Genomic DNA, 18,193 nt, shown 5'->3' with positions numbered 1-18,193 from the left:
AAATGCAGGAGCAACAAACACATATCATCAAAAAAGCCAGCCTCGATTTCATGTATCATGGAAAGGAGGATGGCTTTGCTTTGCAAAAAGAAGTAAAAGATTGGCTGCAGCAGTTCATGGATCAACTCAATACAGAACTGGAAAGTTATTGCAATGCCGATGCTGTAATTACACTGGATAAACTGCAGCTGAATGTAAATCTTCGGAACAAACAGTGGAAAGAAGAAGCAACGAAACAATTGCTTTTTCAGCTGAGAGACAAGTTACAGTTATACCGTTCGGGCTCTGTTGCTAAGGCTGGTTATAAAGAAGTAAAAGTTGTACAACATTTTGAAGAAGAATTTTTATTTTACTTAAAGCACGGCTTTACTTCCTGGAAAACAAGTGTTGAGCAAAAAGCGAATTGGTTTGAAAAAGTTGAGCAATTGTTCATACAACCGGATATTCAGTTTTTACAGCAGCTGCTTCAACTACTGAAACAAAATGATAATGGAATCGTTCGTTTAAAAGAAGCGTTGCCGGCTGCTGTTCAATTGAATTTGTTTCAACCATTGTTTAAAACAGATGAGCACTATCAACAGTATACAAATGATTTGCAGCTGCTCGTTGAAAACCTCAGCAGCAGCGCACAAATAAAAGAACTGTTGCTGAAAACAGCTTTGCAAATTGCCGGTAATTGGAAGGATGAAACTTTTATAGAATATGCAGCGGTTACTTTGTTTCAACAATTGCAGCAAACAGCAGCAATACAGCCCAAAAGTTTGCAGATAATTTCTTTTCAATCAAAACTGTTTAAAAAAGCGCAATCGCAAATAGCAAGAGCAGAAAAAAATGTACAGCAGATTGATGAACAAAAGCAGTCTTCATTTACCCGTAAACAATTAACAGATGAGGCTGCTTTAAACAAATTGTTGCAGGAAGAACAGCAGCATGAGCAAACAAGCATTGCAGAAGAGGGCATTTTTATTTCCAATGCCGGTCTTGTATTGGTAGCTGCTTTTCTTCCTGTCCTGTTTGCAAAAGTGAATATTACAGCAGAGAACGAACTGTTGCATGTAAGAGATGCTGTTTGTCTGCTGCATGTAATTGCAACAGGTGCTGTACCAAAAGACGAAACAGGGTTGGTGCTGCCAAAGATTTTGTGCGGACTGCATCCCTCGCAGGCACTTGAAGTAAGTGCGTTTACAGTAAGCGATATAATGAAAGAAGAAATAAACAACATGCTTGCTTCTGTAATTGAGTATTGGAATGTATTGGGCGATACATCTGTTGCAGGTTTACAGGAATCGTTTTTACAGCGAAACGGAAAATTGTTGTTACGTAATGGTGAGTGGATTTTGCAGGTGGAACAGCAACCCTATGATATGTTATTGCAGCATTTGCCGTGGAATATGTCAATGATACAGCTGCCGTGGATGAAACAGATGCTGAAAACAGAATGGTTTTATTAACTTAAAAATAAGCATATGAAATACCCAAACCGTTTAATTGAAGAAGGCGAACAGGATGCCAGAATTGTAAAAGCTATTCAGAAAAAATTAATGGAACTGCACATCGGCGATCTGCAGGGCACGGGAGTGTATGGTAAAAAAACAGTAAATGCTGTTAAACTGTTCCAGGCAACACATATGGATCAGAACGGGAATGCATTGGAGATCGATGGCAAAATAGGTTCGTTAACATGGGCTGCTTTGTTTGGCATAGAAAATATTGTTGTAACCGATGCTGCACCCAATGTGCTGCTTACAGAAACATTGAAAGTAGCCATTACGCAATTAGGCATTATGGAAAACCCGCCCGGCAGTAACAAAGGTCCTGAAGTGAATGCTTATCTGGCAAGTGTTGGTTTGCCGCCGGGTTTGTTTTGGTGTGCCGCATTTGTTTACTGGTGCTTCGATAAAGCAGCGGCAAATGTTGGTAAGAACAATCCATTGGTGAAAACAGGTCATGTAATGACACATTGGAATAAAACTGCAGGAAAGAAAATTACAACTGCAGAAGCTGTAGATAAACCATCGCTCATAAAGCCCGGTCATATTTTTATTTTAAACACAGGTGGCAGTGCAGGTCATACAGGTATTGTAGAAAAAGTGGAAGGCGGTATTATTCATACCATTGAAGGCAACAGTAATAACAGTGGCAGCAGGAACGGTATTGGCGTGTTTCGTTTGCAACGTAAAATTGCAAAAATCAACAGAGGGTTTATTGAATACAAATGATGCATGATTAGTGATGAGTATCCTCCGGCTTACGCCTTCGTTGGGCGGAGAAATAATAATTTAAAACCCACAATGTATGAAACAGCAAAGCCCGATACAGCAAACCAAAGTTGCTGAAACATTGAACCTGGATTATAAACCCAACAACGATGAGATATGGCTTGGGAAAAACCAGGATGTACTGCGTAATACAGTAGGCATCTTGGGTTTGCTTTTACCTGTGCTTATTTACTTTGGTCTAATGATCGACTGCGGACATAGTAAACCACTTGAGTCGATCAGTCATTATTATTTTACCAGGGTAGGAAGCGTGTTTATTATTGTTGTAAGCCTGCTTGCATTCTTTTTGATCATTTACAAAGGCAACAGGGAAATTGATTTTTGGGTATCTACAATTGCAGGCATCAGTGCATTGGTTGTTCTGCTTTTTCCTACCGGCGATATTCGTGCAGCTGAATGTACACAGGGACATAAGTTTATTGTAAATGGATTAAAAGCACCGGAAGCAAGAGAAACCCTGCACCTTGTTGCGGCAGCAATTTTTTTAACCAGCCTTGCAGTTATGTCGCTTTTTCTATTTCCTCATCCAAAAGATGTAACGAAAATGCAAAAGAAAAAACTACGCAATACGATTTACCGCATTTGTGGTGTGTTGATGTTGTTGTTTTTAGCGGTGTTGCTTTTTTGTTTTCTAACAAAGAAAACGAATACTGAGTGGTATTTCAATGCAAAAATTACTTACTGGATGGAAGCGTTGGCTGTATGGAGTTTCGGAATTTCATGGATGGTAAAAGGGTCAATCGTAAAACCAATTACCGGGTAATAAGTTCAGTTAATAATGTTCACATCTGCAGAAAAAACAACGAATGTAACTGTACAGCGGCAGCAACAGCAGCCGGTGCAGACCTTCTTTCGTAAAGCAGGTGAGGAAACATTTTTTGGAGCAAAAGAAAATGCATCGTTCTTCGGTTCACCGGTGCAGGCAAAGCTTTCGGTGAGCAGTCCAGATGATCCGCAGGAAAAAGAAGCCGATGCTGTTGCCGACCAGGTGATGCGTATGCCGGAACCATCTTCCGCTAAAGTTTCGGAGGATAAAGAAGAAAAAATTCAGGCCAAAGAAGAAGATGAACTGCAAACAAAATTGCAAAAACCTGCAATAGCTGTTCAACGCAAGTGTGCCGATTGTGAGAAGGAAGATAAAGTACAGACCAAGCTGTATCGCATGATTCAGCGAAGCGAAGACAGCAGTGCTTCTTTTGCAGATGATGCCGCAGGCGAAACAGCATCTGGTTACAATATCAACCGGAAAGAATTAGCATTACACAGCTCAGATATTATTCAATGCAGCGGCAGGGGCCCGCCCGCCAGTTCCCCCCAGGCAAATTTCGAGAGCACACTTTCTTCATCAAGAGGAAGCGGATCGCCATTGCCTGATACAACGAAACAATTTATGGAAACCCGTTTTGGTGCAGACTTTAGTGGCGTTCGCATTCATACGGGAAGCTATGCAGAAGGTTTAAGCAGTACAATACATGCCCAGGCTTTCACGCATGGTAACGATATCTATTTCAACTCCGGTAAATATTCTCCGCATACGGAGGCTGGAGGTACTTTGCTTGCGCATGAATTAACGCATACTATTCAGCAAGGTGCAAGTCGTTCGCATGCCGGTAATACAACAAGTGTTGCCACAAAACTCATTGCACGGAAGAACAGCATTCAACGCAGTGCTGCTGCCGTGCCTTCGCAATTAACCAATGCGGTTACAAAAGCAAAAACAGTAGAAGGAAAGATTGATGCCAATAAACCGCAGGCCGATGGTAACCGTACCGGTTATGAACATCTCATCGATATTTTCAAAACAACATTTGGTGCAGATAAGATCATCAGTGGAGGTGGAGGTTCTGCAGTAGAAGGTGCTGTTGCCGAACAGGATATTAAAAAGAAACGGGAAACCACCGGAATGATCGTTGATAAAACAACGGTTACAACCGCTAATGCTGTTCCTAAAACAACAACAGGTAAACGTGATGCGATGCCAAGCTGGTGTGGCATATTCGTGTTTTGGGCCTTGAACAAGAGTGGTGTGCCTATGCCAAAATGGAAACTGGGCGAACGAATGATTAAGCCGGAAGCGGCACGTGCTCCCGGTACGCAACCATTACCGGGCGATATAGCATATCGCAATGCATATTCGCATTATGCAATTGTTGAAAGTGCAAATGGCGGAACGGTTACTACTGTAAATGGTAATACAGCCGGTGAAGATAATCTGGGTGGACAGGTGCAAACAAAAGATCATCCAATGAGTGAGTGGACGGCCTTCTTTGATCCGTTACAGATTATGCAGGGGCCATTAGGAACAGGTGAAGCCCAGGCTGTTGATACAAAACCAAAAACATTGGCAGAGATAAGAGAAGCTGCAAAAAAATTACAACGCAAAGAAGAAGGCGATGATGAACAACAGCTAAACGATGCATCAACTGAAGTACAGGCAAAAACAGAATTAAGTAACTGGACGGTTGATGCAGGTGGAAGCTTGCAAACAACAACTGCTGTGCAAAAAGCAACGGATGAAAAAGAGTTGCAAAAGAAAGAAGAGCATGAACAGGAGGAAGAAGTACAGCAGAACAGTTTGGAACATGGCATACAGAAAAAAGAGGCAAATGAATATGAGCAGGAAACTGCTGTATTAAACAGTGAGTCGCAAGGTTCATCTGCACAACAAATTATTCAATCAAAAGAAGAAGGAACAAACAGTTCTTTGATAAGTAACGAAGCACCTGTTGATGAAATGCAAACGGTGCAGGATCGTGGCCCGCCATCAATACAATGTAAAACAGAAGAAGAGGATGTTGTGCAGCGCTCGGTAATTGATGATGCATTATCGCACACCAGTCTTTCTGAGCTGGCAGGTTGCTTGGGTATTGATGTAAATGAAATATCCATTTGCCTGTTACGCAAAGCAAGCCAGATTGCAATGTACATACCGGGCTATAAAGCGTTGCGTGTTGTATTGGGTCGTGATCCGATTTCGCATGATGAAGTAGAACGCAATGGACATAACCTGTTGGATGCTGCGTTTGATATTATGCCGTTCGGCAATCTCATCAAACAAAAACTGCAGGAAGAAGAACTACTCGACCCTGCTGCTGCATGGATCGATACGAAGATTGCAGGACTTGAAACAATTGTAAACGATCTGTTCAGCGAGTTCGATCAGTTCTGGAATGGCATTGAGTTTGGCCTGGATATGTCGCCAATGGGTGTGTTGCGTGATGGAGCCAATATTGTATTGCGGTTCATCAACAACATTATTTCGTTTGCAGAAAATGCGGCGAAAGAAATTCTGGAAATGATCAAGAATGCATTGCTCAATGCTATTGTTGATTTCATTAAAGAAAACACAACGGCGTATCCGTTGCTTACAGTGATATTGGGCGAAGACCCTGTAACCAAACAGGAAGTTGAACGCAACGGTACCAATATCCTCAATGCAATTCTTGAGTTAGGAGGCGAAGAAGGTATACAGCAACGTACGCAAATGCAGGAAACAGGTACGTTCCAGAAAGTGGTGGCGTATATCGATGAAGGTATTGCTGTGTTTGGCAATTTGTACAATACCATTGTGCAGAACTTCAGCAACATCTGGGATATGGTTACCATCGAGGCGTTGATGAACCCTGTTGAAACCTTCCGCCGTATCTACAACATTTTTGCCGACCCTGTTGCGCAGGTGCTCGACTTTATGCGTCGTGTTGCCATTGAAATTCTCAAGCTTATTAAAGAAGCGTTGATGCAACGCCTCAGTGCCTGGGCAAGAACAGTAAGAGGCTATTCGCTTGTAACAGTCATCATAGGAAGAGATCCGTTTACAAACGAACTCGTTCCGTTTACAATGGAGAATGTAATTAAAGGATTCTTCAGTTTAATGGAAGGTGGCGAAGAGCAGTACAACCAGTTGAAAGAAAGCGGAGCAATTGATCGAACAGTCGCCAAGATCAATGCAGCCGTCCGGCGATTGAATATGACACCTGCAGCTATTGTGCAGTTGTTTATCGATTTGTGGAATTCGTTCAGCATAAGCGATCTGATGGACCCCATCGGCTGCTTCAGAAGAATACTCGATCAGTTTGGCGCACCGATTGGCAGATTGATTGCTTTCATTGTTGAGATAGTGAAAATTGTTGTTGAAGCTATTTTGATTGTGATGAACTTTCCGTTCGATCTCATCAACAACATCATTGCAAAAGCAATGCAGGCTTTTGATCTCATCAAACGTGATCCTGTTGCGTTCTTAAAGAACCTTCTTCGTGCAATCAAAGAAGGGTTCATGCAGTTCTTTGATAATATTCTTACGCATTTGTTTAACGGATTGAAGCAATGGTTCCTTGGTGAAGTACAGGCCGCAGGTATTCCGATACCAACCGACTTTACAGTAATGGGTATCATTAAATGGTTGCTGGCAGTGCTGGATATTACTATGGAAAAGATCTGGAAGAAACTGGAAGAACGTATTGGAAAACCAAAGGTGGATAAGATCAAAAAAATGATTGATACAGCCGAACGTGTAGCGAATGCTGCAGGCGAAGCTTACCAGTTTATGAAAGATGTGCAGGAACGTGGTTTTATGGCGGTGATGATTGAAAAAGTGAAAGAACAATTGAGTAATGTATGGGAAATGGTGCTCGATGCAGTGAAGAGTTTTGTGATGGATCAGATCATTAAAAAAGTAACAACCAAGTTGCTGAGTATGCTCGATCCTACGGGCATTATGGCCGTGGTAAACAGCGCAATTGCATTGTACAAAGCAATTCAGTCGTTTATTAAATACCTGCGGCAAATGCTGGAGATCGTTAATTCATTTGTTGAAGGAACATTGCAGATAGCACAAGGTGCAACTAAAAATGCGGCCGACTTTTTAGAAGGTGCATTGGCACGTGGCATTCCGATCGTTATTGGTTTCCTTGCCAACCAGGTAGGATTGAATTTGAGTGAACGGCTGAAGGAAGCGTTAGAGATCGTTCGTGAAAAAGTTGATAAAGGGTTGACATGGGTAATTGATAAGGTTGTGGTAATTGTTGAAAAGATCGTAAGCTTTGGTAAGGCGGTTGTGGCATCGCTTGTAAACTGGTGGAAGGGTAAAAAAGAATTTACAGGCGGCGATGGTAAACATCATGAAGTATTCTTCGAAGGTGAAGGAGAGAGCGCTGTGCTGATTATTAAGAGTGATCCAACACCATACACAAACTTCTTAACGAATTATGAGAAAGAATTGGGCGATGCAGCTTCTGAAGAAGTAACTGTTGATGGAAAGAAAATGACCAGGAGCCAGGTAATTGCTGCAGCAAAAGTGGTGGCAAACGATATTGAAACAGAGAAACGTAAAAAAATAGAAACTTATCCCGGTGCTGATGAAAAAGAAAAACAAACAAGCAAAGCCGGAGAAATTGATAAACTGTTAACCAAGCTTGCTGCAGTTTCAGTTCCATTATTCGGCGAAGCAAAAGATAAACCAAAGGACAATGAAATTATTGTGCCCGCAGGAGCCAATACAAACGACTTTGCAACATCGCAGGAAGCGAAGATGATCTGGAAAACAAACAAGGTTACCGGTAATGGCTCGGGGCCCGATACAAGTGCTAAACATTCGGTTTATGATAAGATCGATTTCAGACAGAAAGGCAATGGCAGTTACTACATACGTGGTCATCTCATTAACGATAATCTTGGCGGACCGGGAAAATGGAATAATATGACAGCATTATCACGCACAGCTAATCATGAACACGAAGGAAAAGTAGAAAGTAAAGTGAAAGCTGCATTTGATGCAGGAGCTGTTGTGCGTTATAAAGTTGTTGCATCGGGTAATCAGAATGTGAAGAAAGCTACGATGGCAGATAAAGATAAGTTTACCAAGATCGGCGATTTTGCTGCTGCCTTCCCGTATCTCGAAAAAATAACAGAAGCAGAATCGCATGTTCCAACAACAATTACCTGCGAAGCATATACCATGAAGAAGAAAGGCGAAGCATGGGAAGATGATAAGAAGATCGTAACAGATACCATTACATTCAGCGTAGGCGATTATAGTGATTACGAAATTGGTGCATTGGGTGGATCGGTTACATTGGATCTTACCAAGCTTAAAACAGAAGCAGCAACATCAGACAAAACATTTGTACAGTTTAAAGCGCAGGATAAGATACATGAAAACAGCATTCAGCTATTAGATGCTGCCCAGTTGGCCGAACTTGAAAAAGTGTTTATTGAACGGGATAGAGAAAAATCGAAGAAAGACGAGTTAGACAGAATAAGTAAAATGACTACAGCCGATGATATTACAACCTGGGCATCGTTTACAGCAGGAAGGAGTTTTTATACCATTAAAACAGATGCTGCTTACAGCGATGTGGAGAAAGCATTTGAAACAACGCAAACAGGGTTACGTAACGGAGCAATTCTTGCAGCTAAAACAAAAGTTGCAGGAGCTGCACCCAATGCATTTGTTTCTGTTTTATGGCAGGCATTTAAAGTAAGTGAGAAAATTAATTTCAAAGCAAGTGCAGATGAAACAACTGAGATTGGAAAAATAGAAACCGAATTCAGAAAAAAACAATAACAGCAAATTATATGAAACCTTCTATCTACCGTCGTGTACGACGCAGAGCAACACACGACACAACAGTTGCAAAAAAAGAAAACAAACAGGAACAGGGTTTCTTTGCAGGCCCTTCGTCCGAACATTTCTTTCAGCCTGTTGCGCAGGTACAACGTAAATGCGATAAATGCGAAGAAGAAGACAAAAAAGTGCAACGTGTTACGGATAAAAAAGAGGAAGAGAAGCTGCAGAAAAAAGAAGACTTGTCATCCAAAACTTCGGCGAAGGAGGAAGAGAAAAAAGACGAGAAGCTGATGAAGAAAGAAGGTGAAAAGGAAGAAGATAAAAAACTGCACAAGAAAGATGCAGGCGGAGCAGGTAATGGGTCTGCAACATCATCTTACATTCATTCACTAAATGGGAAAGGAACAACATTACCGGTAACAGCACAGCAGTTTTTTGCAACACGTATGGGTTACGATTTCAGCAACGTAAAAGTACATACCGATAAAGAGGCGCAGCAATCGGCAAAAGATGTAAATGCGAAAGCTTATACTATCGGTAATAACATTGTGTTTAACGAAGGACAGTACAATACAGAATCAACTGAAGGGAAAACGTTAATGGCGCATGAACTTGTGCATGTCATTCAGCAAAATGAGCAGGATGCTGTTTTTAGAAAAGGAGAGGAAGAAGAAGCCGAGCCCGAATGCACTGCAGGTTCTGTTGACCTTGAAGGCGAAACAAACGCTACTTATAAAAAGGGAGCAGGTACTGCAAAGAATGAAGTAACAAAGAAGAGCAAAAACTGTGATGGTTGTGGAGACGATTCCTGTGTATCAATTACAGGTACGCTTAAAGTTCCGTACAGTGTTGCAACAAAAGTGAACCTGCCTGCTGTTCCAACCGATCTCACCCCCTGTCAGCAGGATCGTGTAAGAGCAGCAATTAATGGCCCGTTAACCGTTCATGAACAAAAACACGTAGATGCATTTAATACATTTAACGGTACAGCTTCGTTGCCTATTAACTACCAGGGATGTTCCGAAAATTATGTAACCTACCAGGAAGGATTGGCTGAAGCAGAATATGAACGCCGGAAAACAATAGCCGATGCAAAAAGTGCAGCATTAGATCCGTTCTCTATACCTGTAGATCTTTGTTGTAAAGACAAACCCAAAAAATAAATTGTATTTTGTTGTATGCTTTACACCTTACATAAAAACATCAACACATCGTTTGCACTTGAATCGGCTTTAACTGATTTAAAGAAGATTATTGCGCATCGGCTGCAAACACATTTTAATGAGCAGTATGTTCACTTTCACGATTGGCTGGAACAACAGTTCAACGGCGCACTTTACAAGCAGGACATCAAACAATATTTTCCTCAACTACAGCATACTGATGAATGGATCATTTTAATGCTGGCAGTAGTGCCACACATAAGTCCTAATTTTTTTGAATCGGTAATACAGGAACAATTACCCAATGGTGGCGATTTTCCAGAGTTTGGTGGTGTAAAAGCAACCAATCATCGCAGCATGTTGCCAACCGGCGAAACAGTGCAGTTTGTATTGGCCGGTGCAAATACCGAAGAGCGTTTGCGCATTCATCAATACTTCGCCGAAGATCATTTCTTTTTTAAACAAAACATTCTTTGGCTCGAACCGGTTAAGGAAGGTGAGCCGGTAATGAGTGGCCGCATTATTCTTGCACAGGATGTAATTGATAAAGTATTGTTGCATAAAGAAACAACACCACGTTTCGGATTGGATTTTCCTGCCAAGCGAATAACAACGGAAATGAACTGGAACGATATTGTACTCAACAATCAAACCGCCGAACAGGTAAAAGACATCAGCACCTGGTTGCAGCATCATCATTTATTACACGAAGATGAAAACCTTAAACGAAAAGTGAAACCAGGTTATCGTGTGTTGTTTTACGGTCCTTCGGGTACAGGTAAAACATTAACGGCTGCATTGATTGGTAAGGAGTTTCAGAAAGAAGTGTATCGTATCGATCTCAGCCAGGTTGTATCAAAATTCATTGGCGAAACAGAAAAGAATCTGGAGAATGTTTTTCGCCGTGCAGAATCGAAGAACTGGATCTTGTTTTTTGATGAAGCAGATGCCTTGTTTGGTAAGCGTACCAACGTACAATCATCGCACGATAAATATGCTAACCAGGAGGTAAGTTATCTGTTGCAGAGAGTGGAAGATTATCCGGGTCTGCTCATTCTTGCATCTAATTTTAAATCAAATCTCGACGATGCATTTCTTCGCCGCTTTCATGCAGTTATTCATTTCCCGATTCCTAATTCTGCCGAACGGTTAATGCTTTGGCAAAAAGCCATGCCTGCTTCTTTAACTACTGATGAAACGGTAAATCTTCAGGAGCTTGCCAAGCAATACGAAATGAGTGGGGCCTCCATTCTCAATGCGGTACAGTTTGCTACACTTTCGGCCTTTGCAGCCAACAGCCGTACTCTTACAAAAGCATTGTTGCTGGATGGTATCCGTAAGGAGTATATGAAAGAAGAGAAATCTTTATAATCTTCTCCGCTCATCATTTAAGCTTTTCCAAACAGGATTTTTAAGGATATTTACCGCTCAAATTTTGAGCATGAAGAAAATTGTTTGGACGATGGCTGCTCTTATGGCCATGTTTACAGCACTTGCCCAGCCAAACCGTTGGCAGCAACGTGTAAAGTATGTAATGGATATTAATATGGATGTAACAACTAACCGTTACTCAGGAAAACAAAAACTGGAATACACAAATAATTCGCCCGACACATTAGATAAACTATTTTATCATTTGTACTGGAATGCTTTTCAGCCAAACAGTATGATGGATACCCGCAGCCGTGAGCTTGGTAAAAAGAATTTGCCGAATGGCCGTGCCGATTGGGATGCACGTGTACGGGATCGCATCCTTAATCTTAAAGACGATGAAATTGGTTACCAGAAAGTCAAGGTACTCAAATTGAATGGTGTCGTTCAACAAACGATTGACCATGAAACAATACTGGAAGTAAAACTCAGTAAGCCCATTTTGCCTAAGCAAAAAGTTGTGTTGGAAATGGAATGGGATGCACAGGTTCCTTTACAGATACGCCGTAGCGGAAGAGATGCTGCCAATGGTGTAAAATTTTCAATGAGCCAATGGTACCCGAAATTATGCGAATACGATAACGATGGCTGGCATCCCAACCCTTACATTGCCCGTGAGTTTTACGGGGTATGGGGCGATTTTGATGTAAACATTACCATCGATAAAAATTACATCATCGGCGGTACGGGTTATTTAACCAATGCCAATCAAATAGGTTATGGTTACGAAGCATCAGGAGTAAAAGTTGTTCGCCCTGCCGGCGATAAACTTACATGGAAATTTACGGCACCCAACGTACACGATTTTATGTGGGCTGCCGATGCAGAGTACAAACATCTTACACGGCAGGTAAGTGGTGGCAGAACCATTCATGTATTGTACAATTACAAACCGAATGATGCAAAGAATGATGAGGCATGGCAGAAAGTTGCCGATGCTGCTGTAATTGTATTGCCGTTTATTGAAAAGAATTTTGGTGCTTATCCTTACAAACAATATTCGTTTATACAAGGTGGCGATGGTGGTATGGAATATCCAATGGCTACTTTGTTAAACGGTCCGGGTGTTGGTACCGTTTTTCATGAGTGGATGCATACCTGGTACCAGATGCTGATGGGCACCAACGAAAGTTTATATGCATGGATGGACGAAGGCTTTACCGATTATGCAACAGGGCTTGTAAACTATTATTATAATACCGAGCTTGCAAAACAAAACGGAACTGTTTATACCGATGATAAATTGCCGAAGTATAATTCCGGCAGCTATACCAGCTATTTTAATCTTGCTAAAAGCGGATTGGAAGAGCCATTAACCACACACGCCGATCATTTCAACACCAACTATGCTTACTCAAGCGCAGCTTACTCAAAAGGCGCTGTGTTTATTGCACAGCTTGGTTATATTGTTGGCGCACAGGTAAGAGATAGTGTTTTACTTGAGTATTACAGGCAATGGCGTTTTAAACATCCTAATGTAAACGACTTTATGCGTGTGGCGGAAAAAGTAAGTGGTTTGCAGCTCGACTGGTATAAAGAATATTGGGTGAACAGTACCAAAACCATCGATTATAAAATTGACAGTTTGTGGGAAGAGGGAGGCAAAACAAAAATCAGTATTATGCGATTAAAAGAAATGCCCATGCCGATCGATCTGGTGCTTACGTTTAAAGATGGCACACAGCAATTGCATTATATACCTGCTTACTTAATGTTTGGTGCAAAGCCTGCAGAAGACAATACAGCACGTGTTGTGCATCCTGCATGGAAATGGACACACCCCACTTACATTGTTGAATTTGATAAACCATTGCGTGATTTGAAAGTTGCAGAAATTGATCCTACGCAACGCATGGCCGATATGGATCGTAAAAACAATAAGCTGGAATTGAACTGGTAGATGGAGGGATCGTGAGTAGTGAGTTGTGAGTAGGGTGAGGGCTGATGATTTCTTTCAGTATTTAAAAATAACAAAGCGGCTGTTCGGTAACGGGCAGCCGCCTTTATTTTGTGAATAGTGCTTGCTTTCCGTAGCTTTTGCGAAGGAGAGAATAGTGAATGACGAACTGTAGTCGTCTGTCGACTATCGACCATGGTCTCTTACAAAAAAAGGTGCTTAAAAAAGCACCCTCTTTATTACTCTTGATGTTGATCTATCGACCATAAAATTTATTTACGGCTTCTACACGGTTGTTAACGTGCAGCTTTTCGTAAATATGGTATACGTGCTTGCGTACAGTTTCAGGGCTGATGTCAAGTTCGTTACCGATTTCTTTATAAATTTTTCCCTGTGCCAGTTTTTCCAGCACGGCTTTTTCTTTCTTGGTTAATACAGATGTTTCTTCATTATCGCCACCGGGTAAAACTGCTTCAACAACCGGCATATCTTTAAATGCATTTACCACTTTCAATGCAATCTGGCTGCTCATGGGTGCGCCACCATCAACCAACTCACCAATAGCATCTAATAATTTAGAAGGTGAAGATTTTTTCAGAATATAACCACTTGCGCCTGCACGGAGTGCATCAAAGATCTTTTCATCTTCTTCATATACTGTACACATCATGTACAATATATCAGGATGCTGGGGCTTCAGTTCTTTTACAAGATCAATACCGTTGGTAGAACCAAGTCCAATATCCATCAGCACAACATCGGGACTAACAAGCGGAATTTTTACCAGGGCTTCTTCACCGGAGGAAAATGAACCGACCAGTACGCAGTTATCACTTAATTCAATGATCTGCTCTAATGCCTGGCGGATGTCTGTTACATCCTCTACTATACACACAGCAATTTTATTCATAGTGCAAAGTTGTTGATTTTGAACAAGCAGAGAAATACCACAAAGTGGTAGTATTTAAGGGAAACAAGTGTTTAATGCTACATGAAAACTACTGCTTTTCACTCAACGTTTTACTGCCAGCACATATTTCTCTTTAAAAAAATCTTCGGTAAACAGCTGTTCAATTTCCCAAACAAGGGGGTGCAGGCCGCTTTCATGTATTTCCTGTGTAAGATCGCCACCCTTCAAACAAATAAGCCCGCCATAGATGGGCTCGTCAAAAGCAGTAGCCGCTTTGCCCTGTCCTTTTGCTTTTAAAATTGGAACACTCCAGCGCCAAAGATCTTTTAAAGGAGCTACTGCACGACTAACCACAAAATCGAACTTGCGGTCTTTAATTTCTTCGGTACGGGTGTGCTGTGTAGTTATATTTTTTAAACCAACAGCGGCTGCCACTTCACGTACAACGTTTAGTTTTTTGTTGATGCTGTCGGTTAAATGAAACTGTACTTCGGGAAAAAAGATTGCCAAAGGGATGCCGGGAAAACCCCCACCTGTTCCAAGGTCGCATATTTGTGTGCCGGGCTGAAAATCAAAAACAGCGGCAATGCTTAACGAATGCAATACATGTTTTTCGTAAAGGCTGTCGATGTCTTTACGTGAAATAACATTGATCTTTTCGTTCCATTCGGTATATACAGCCTGCAGTTGTTGCAGCTGCTGCAGTTGCCCCGCAGAAAAGTCGGCGAAATATTTGGTTACTACTTCCAATTGTTACCCGGTTTTTTAAATAAAGTATTTGCAAAGAAAAGATAATAAAACCATTGCCAGATGTCGAGCAAAGGATAGAGCCAGACCAAATCTTTTTCATCCAGCTTTTTCATACTCTTACTGTAAACGATACCCTGTATAATTAAACGGAAGGCAAATACGCTTAATGCTATCCACCAGCAATAAAATACTGCAGCAACAACCAGCAAGGGATAAAATAAAAAATGTGCAGCTGCATACAAACCCAGCCAGAATTTATGTTTGGATTTGTAATGTTTACTGGTACTGTAATGCCTTGTTTTCTGACTGCGCCATTGTACCCAGCTTGTTTTAGGTTCGGAATAAGTAAATGCTTCGGCATCAACCACAATCGCTGTATTGGTCTTGGTTGCTACTTTATTAATAAACAAATCATCATCGCCACCCGGCAATTGGTTGTGCGATGAAAAACCTTTATTACGAAAAAACAATTCTTTGCGGTAAGCAAGGTTGCGGCCCACACCCATGTACGGCATACCGGCTAAAGCATAAGAGAAATATTGCAGTGCAGATATAAAGGTTTCGAAACGGATGAGTTTATTCAACAGGCCCGGCTTTTTGTAATAAGCACCATAACCCAATGCAATTTCTTTTCCGTTGCTGAAAGCATCCTGCATTAGTTCGATCCAGTTTTTTCCTGCTGGTTTACAATCGGCATCAGTAAGCAACAACAGCTCATACTTCGATTCTTTGATGCCCATCGACAAAGGGAATTTTTTTCCCTGGATCAATCTTGCTTCCTGCTTCAGCTCAATAGGGCGCAGGTTGCGGAAGGGTTTTGATAAATACTCCAGCACATATTTACTGTCGTCGAACGAATTATCGTTTACCGCCACAACTTCAAACGTGCTTTTATAATCCTGCTGCAATACTTCAGGCAGGTTGTCGGCGAGGTTCTGTGCTTCATCTCTTGCACATACAATTACCGATACCGCATGCTGCATCGAACTTTCACGCTTTGGTTTTTTATAAAAAGCAAAACGACTGAAGAAGTACAGGTAGTAAAACAGCTGCACAGCGGTTATTACACAAAAAACAAGGAAGACGATTTCGGGCCAAGACACACTCATAAGCAGCTGCGAAAATAAGATAAATGTAGCCGATAGCTGTTAGTCTTTAACCGATAGTTGTACAGGCATTGTCAATTGTTCGCTACGCTCATATTTTTTACCACAAAGGCACAGAGATGCAGAGGTGTTAGGAATTGGTTTTTGAGTTTTGTTTTACTTCCTGGTTGCCGGTTTCCTGCTTCTTGTTCGTTCAGCCTTTCGCCTTGTACCTTTTTCCCTTGGATTTACTTCTTGATTACCGGTTTCTTGTTCCATGAGCCTTTTTTGGTTTTTCTATCTTCCTTAACTTAGAACACAAGAATAACGTTTATGGCAACAGCACAGCAAAACATGGAACGGGTGTTTAAAATGTCGTTTGCAGGATTATACCCGATGTACATACAAAAGGCAAACAAAAAAGGACGTACACAAGAAGAGGTGGATACTATTCTTTACTGGCTTACGGGGTACAACGAAAAGACCATGCAAAAGCAGATGGAGAAGAAGGTGAGCCTTGAAACTTTTTTTGATGAAGCGCCGAAGCTGAACCCCAATGTTCATCTGATTACCGGTGTGGTTTGTGGTTGCCGGGTGGAAGAAATTGAGCATCCGTTGATGCAGAAGATCCGTTACATGGATAAGCTCATTGATGAACTTGCGAAAGGGAAAGCGATGGAGAAGATATTGAGGAAGTAGCGAGGGAAGAATAATGAGTGACGATTAACAGCTGTAAACTTGTATTGGGTTTGAACTATCGTGCAATATCAGTTATGGGTTACGTTTAATTTGTTAAAGGTGAGTGACCGAGCAATCAACCAGTTGTGGTCTTTCATCAGTCGTCTGTCGTCTATTCCTCATTTTCCTATCGGTTCACAACTATTAGCTATCGGCTATCTTTGCGCTCTTATGGCCGCATTACAGTTTCAGTTACAGTATACCGATACACAGTCGAAAGCAAGAGCAGGGGAAATCACTACCGATCATGGAACCATTCAAACACCCATCTTTATGCCGGTGGGTACCGTGGGTAGTGTAAAATCGCTTACCGTAGAACAGTTGAAGCGTGAGGTAAAAGCAGAAATCATTCTCGGTAATACCTATCACCTGTATTTACGCCCCGGAACTGATGTGCTGGAAGCTGCAGGTGGGTTGCACAAATTCAACGGATGGGATAAGCCAATCTTAACTGACAGTGGCGGCTACCAGGTTTTTTCACTGGCAGGTAACCGTAAGATCAAAGAAGAAGGCGTGGTATTTCAAAGTCATATTGATGGAAGCAAGCATTTGTTTACACCGGAAAATGTAATGGATGTGCAGCGTAGCATTGGTGCTGATATTGTAATGGCCTTTGATGAATGCCCGCCATACCCCAGCGATTACAAATATGCCCATAAGAGCATGGAGTTAACGCATCGCTGGCTGGATCGTTGCATCAAACATTTCGCCAGCACACCCGATAAATACGGTTACACACAAAACCTCTTTCCCATTATTCAAGGCAGTACGTATAAAGATCTGCGCAAAGCATCTTCGCAATTTGTAGCCAATACCAATCTTACCGGTTGTGCTATTGGTGGTTTAAGTGTGGGCGAGCCCGAAGAAATGATGTATGAGTTTACAGAATTGTGTTGCGATGAATTGCCAACGCAAAAGCCCCGTTACTTAATGGGCGTTGGTACGCCGTGGAATATTTTAGAATGTATTGCATTGGGTGTAGACATGTTTGATTGTGTAATGCCCACCCGCAACGGACGTAATGCCATGTTGTTTACAAGCAAAGGCGTCATCAATATCGATAATAAAAAATGGGAGAAAGATTTTTCGCCACTGGATGATGGTATTGATTGTCACATCAGCAATTATTACAGCAAAGCTTATCTGCGGCACCTCATTAAAGCAAAAGAAATTACCGGCTTAACGTTGGCAAGCGTACATAACCTTGCATTTTATTTGTGGCTGGTAAAAGAAGCACGCAAACATATTCTTGCAGGCGATTTTACCGGCTGGAAGAATGAAATGGTTCCTGTACTGAAAACAAGATTGTAAAAGATACGATTGTGCTATTGTTAATTTGATAAGGAAGCGTAGTGATCGTATTGTTTTTAACTAA

General features: G+C 41.5%; 12 protein-coding genes. 9 read left to right on the top strand and 3 right to left on the bottom strand.

From position 1 onward, the window contains the following. Positions 1-2: 2 nt before the first annotated feature. The 7 genes from ESA94_RS16930 (at position 3) to ESA94_RS16895 (ending at position 13,338) form a co-directional block, all read left to right on the top strand. Positions 3-1,451, top strand: a complete 1,449-nt coding sequence (locus ESA94_RS16930; protein WP_129132127.1) for a contractile injection system tape measure protein — start codon at positions 3-5, stop codon at positions 1,449-1,451. 15 nt (positions 1,452-1,466) lie between these two features. Further along, the gene (locus ESA94_RS16925; RefSeq protein WP_129132126.1) at positions 1,467-2,219 is read left to right on the top strand and encodes a CHAP domain-containing protein; all 753 of its coding nucleotides are present in this window, start codon (positions 1,467-1,469) and stop codon (positions 2,217-2,219) included. Between the two features lie 76 nt (positions 2,220-2,295). Then, on the top strand, positions 2,296-3,042 hold the full coding sequence (locus ESA94_RS16920) for a hypothetical protein (protein ID WP_129132125.1): 747 nt from the start codon (positions 2,296-2,298) through the stop codon (positions 3,040-3,042). 15 nt (positions 3,043-3,057) lie between these two features. After that, positions 3,058-8,841 carry an eCIS core domain-containing protein gene (locus ESA94_RS16915; protein WP_205756003.1) on the top strand — a complete coding sequence of 1,928 codons (5,784 nt, stop codon included), beginning with the start codon at positions 3,058-3,060 and terminating at the stop codon, positions 8,839-8,841. A gap of 11 nt (positions 8,842-8,852) precedes the next feature. Beyond that, positions 8,853-10,007: an eCIS core domain-containing protein gene (locus tag ESA94_RS16905; RefSeq protein ID WP_164972776.1), complete on the top strand. Its 1,155-nt coding sequence runs from the start codon at positions 8,853-8,855 to the stop codon at positions 10,005-10,007. Positions 10,008-10,022: 15 nt separating this feature from the next. Continuing rightward, positions 10,023-11,378, top strand: coding sequence for an ATP-binding protein (locus ESA94_RS16900; RefSeq protein WP_129132123.1), 1,356 nt, complete (start codon positions 10,023-10,025; stop codon positions 11,376-11,378). A 70-nt stretch (positions 11,379-11,448) separates the two neighbouring features. Continuing rightward, positions 11,449-13,338: a M1 family metallopeptidase gene (locus ESA94_RS16895; RefSeq protein WP_129132122.1), complete on the top strand. Its 1,890-nt coding sequence runs from the start codon at positions 11,449-11,451 to the stop codon at positions 13,336-13,338. Positions 13,339-13,591: 253 nt separating this feature from the next. Here the strand turns inward: ESA94_RS16895 and ESA94_RS16890 are convergent, their stop codons facing one another. The 3 genes from ESA94_RS16890 to ESA94_RS16880 all read right to left on the bottom strand — a co-directional run bounded on the left by ESA94_RS16890 (position 13,592) and on the right by ESA94_RS16880 (position 16,050). Then, on the bottom strand, positions 13,592-14,245 hold the full coding sequence (locus ESA94_RS16890) for a response regulator (protein WP_129132121.1): 654 nt from the start codon (positions 14,243-14,245) through the stop codon (positions 13,592-13,594). A gap of 102 nt (positions 14,246-14,347) precedes the next feature. Continuing rightward, positions 14,348-14,995 (bottom strand): 16S rRNA (guanine(527)-N(7))-methyltransferase RsmG, encoded by a 648-nt coding sequence (rsmG, locus tag ESA94_RS16885; RefSeq protein WP_129132120.1) that lies wholly within the window; start codon positions 14,993-14,995, stop codon positions 14,348-14,350. After that, entirely contained in the window at positions 14,986-16,050 is a 1,065-nt protein-coding gene (locus tag ESA94_RS16880; protein ID WP_240671082.1) for a glycosyltransferase, read from the bottom strand. The genes rsmG and ESA94_RS16880 overlap by 10 nt, the downstream gene beginning before the upstream one ends. Positions 16,051-16,413: 363 nt before the next feature. Here ESA94_RS16880 and ESA94_RS16875 point away from each other — a divergent pair, with 363 nt between their 5' ends. Then, a complete protein-coding gene (locus ESA94_RS16875; RefSeq protein WP_205756002.1) occupies positions 16,414-16,779 on the top strand; it encodes a DUF2200 domain-containing protein in 366 nt (121 codons plus the stop codon). A 99-nt stretch (positions 16,780-16,878) separates the two neighbouring features. Further along, the gene (gene tgt / locus ESA94_RS16870; protein WP_240671081.1) at positions 16,879-18,129 is read left to right on the top strand and encodes a tRNA guanosine(34) transglycosylase Tgt; all 1,251 of its coding nucleotides are present in this window, start codon (positions 16,879-16,881) and stop codon (positions 18,127-18,129) included. Positions 18,130-18,193: the final 64 nt, after the last annotated feature.

Origin of the sequence: Lacibacter luteus, from assembly GCF_004118265.1 — a bacterium.
GTDB classification, from domain to species: Bacteria; Bacteroidota; Bacteroidia; order Chitinophagales; family Chitinophagaceae; genus Lacibacter; species Lacibacter luteus.
This window is presented reverse-complemented; position numbering and strand designations above follow the sequence as displayed.

Coding starts and splice junctions, on each gene's coding strand:
- ESA94_RS16895 (WP_129132122.1), top strand. CDS start 11,449: ATGAAGAAAATTGTTTGGACGATGGCTGCTCTTATGGCCATGTTTACA.
- ESA94_RS16930 (WP_129132127.1), top strand. CDS start 3: ATGCAGGAGCAACAAACACATATCATCAAAAAAGCCAGCCTCGATTTC.
- ESA94_RS16925 (WP_129132126.1), top strand. CDS start 1,467: ATGAAATACCCAAACCGTTTAATTGAAGAAGGCGAACAGGATGCCAGA.
- ESA94_RS16890 (WP_129132121.1), bottom strand. CDS start 14,245: ATGAATAAAATTGCTGTGTGTATAGTAGAGGATGTAACAGACATCCGC.
- ESA94_RS16905 (WP_164972776.1), top strand. CDS start 8,853: ATGAAACCTTCTATCTACCGTCGTGTACGACGCAGAGCAACACACGAC.
- ESA94_RS16900 (WP_129132123.1), top strand. CDS start 10,023: ATGCTTTACACCTTACATAAAAACATCAACACATCGTTTGCACTTGAA.
- ESA94_RS16915 (WP_205756003.1), top strand. CDS start 3,058: ATGTTCACATCTGCAGAAAAAACAACGAATGTAACTGTACAGCGGCAG.
- ESA94_RS16875 (WP_205756002.1), top strand. CDS start 16,414: ATGGCAACAGCACAGCAAAACATGGAACGGGTGTTTAAAATGTCGTTT.
- ESA94_RS16920 (WP_129132125.1), top strand. CDS start 2,296: ATGAAACAGCAAAGCCCGATACAGCAAACCAAAGTTGCTGAAACATTG.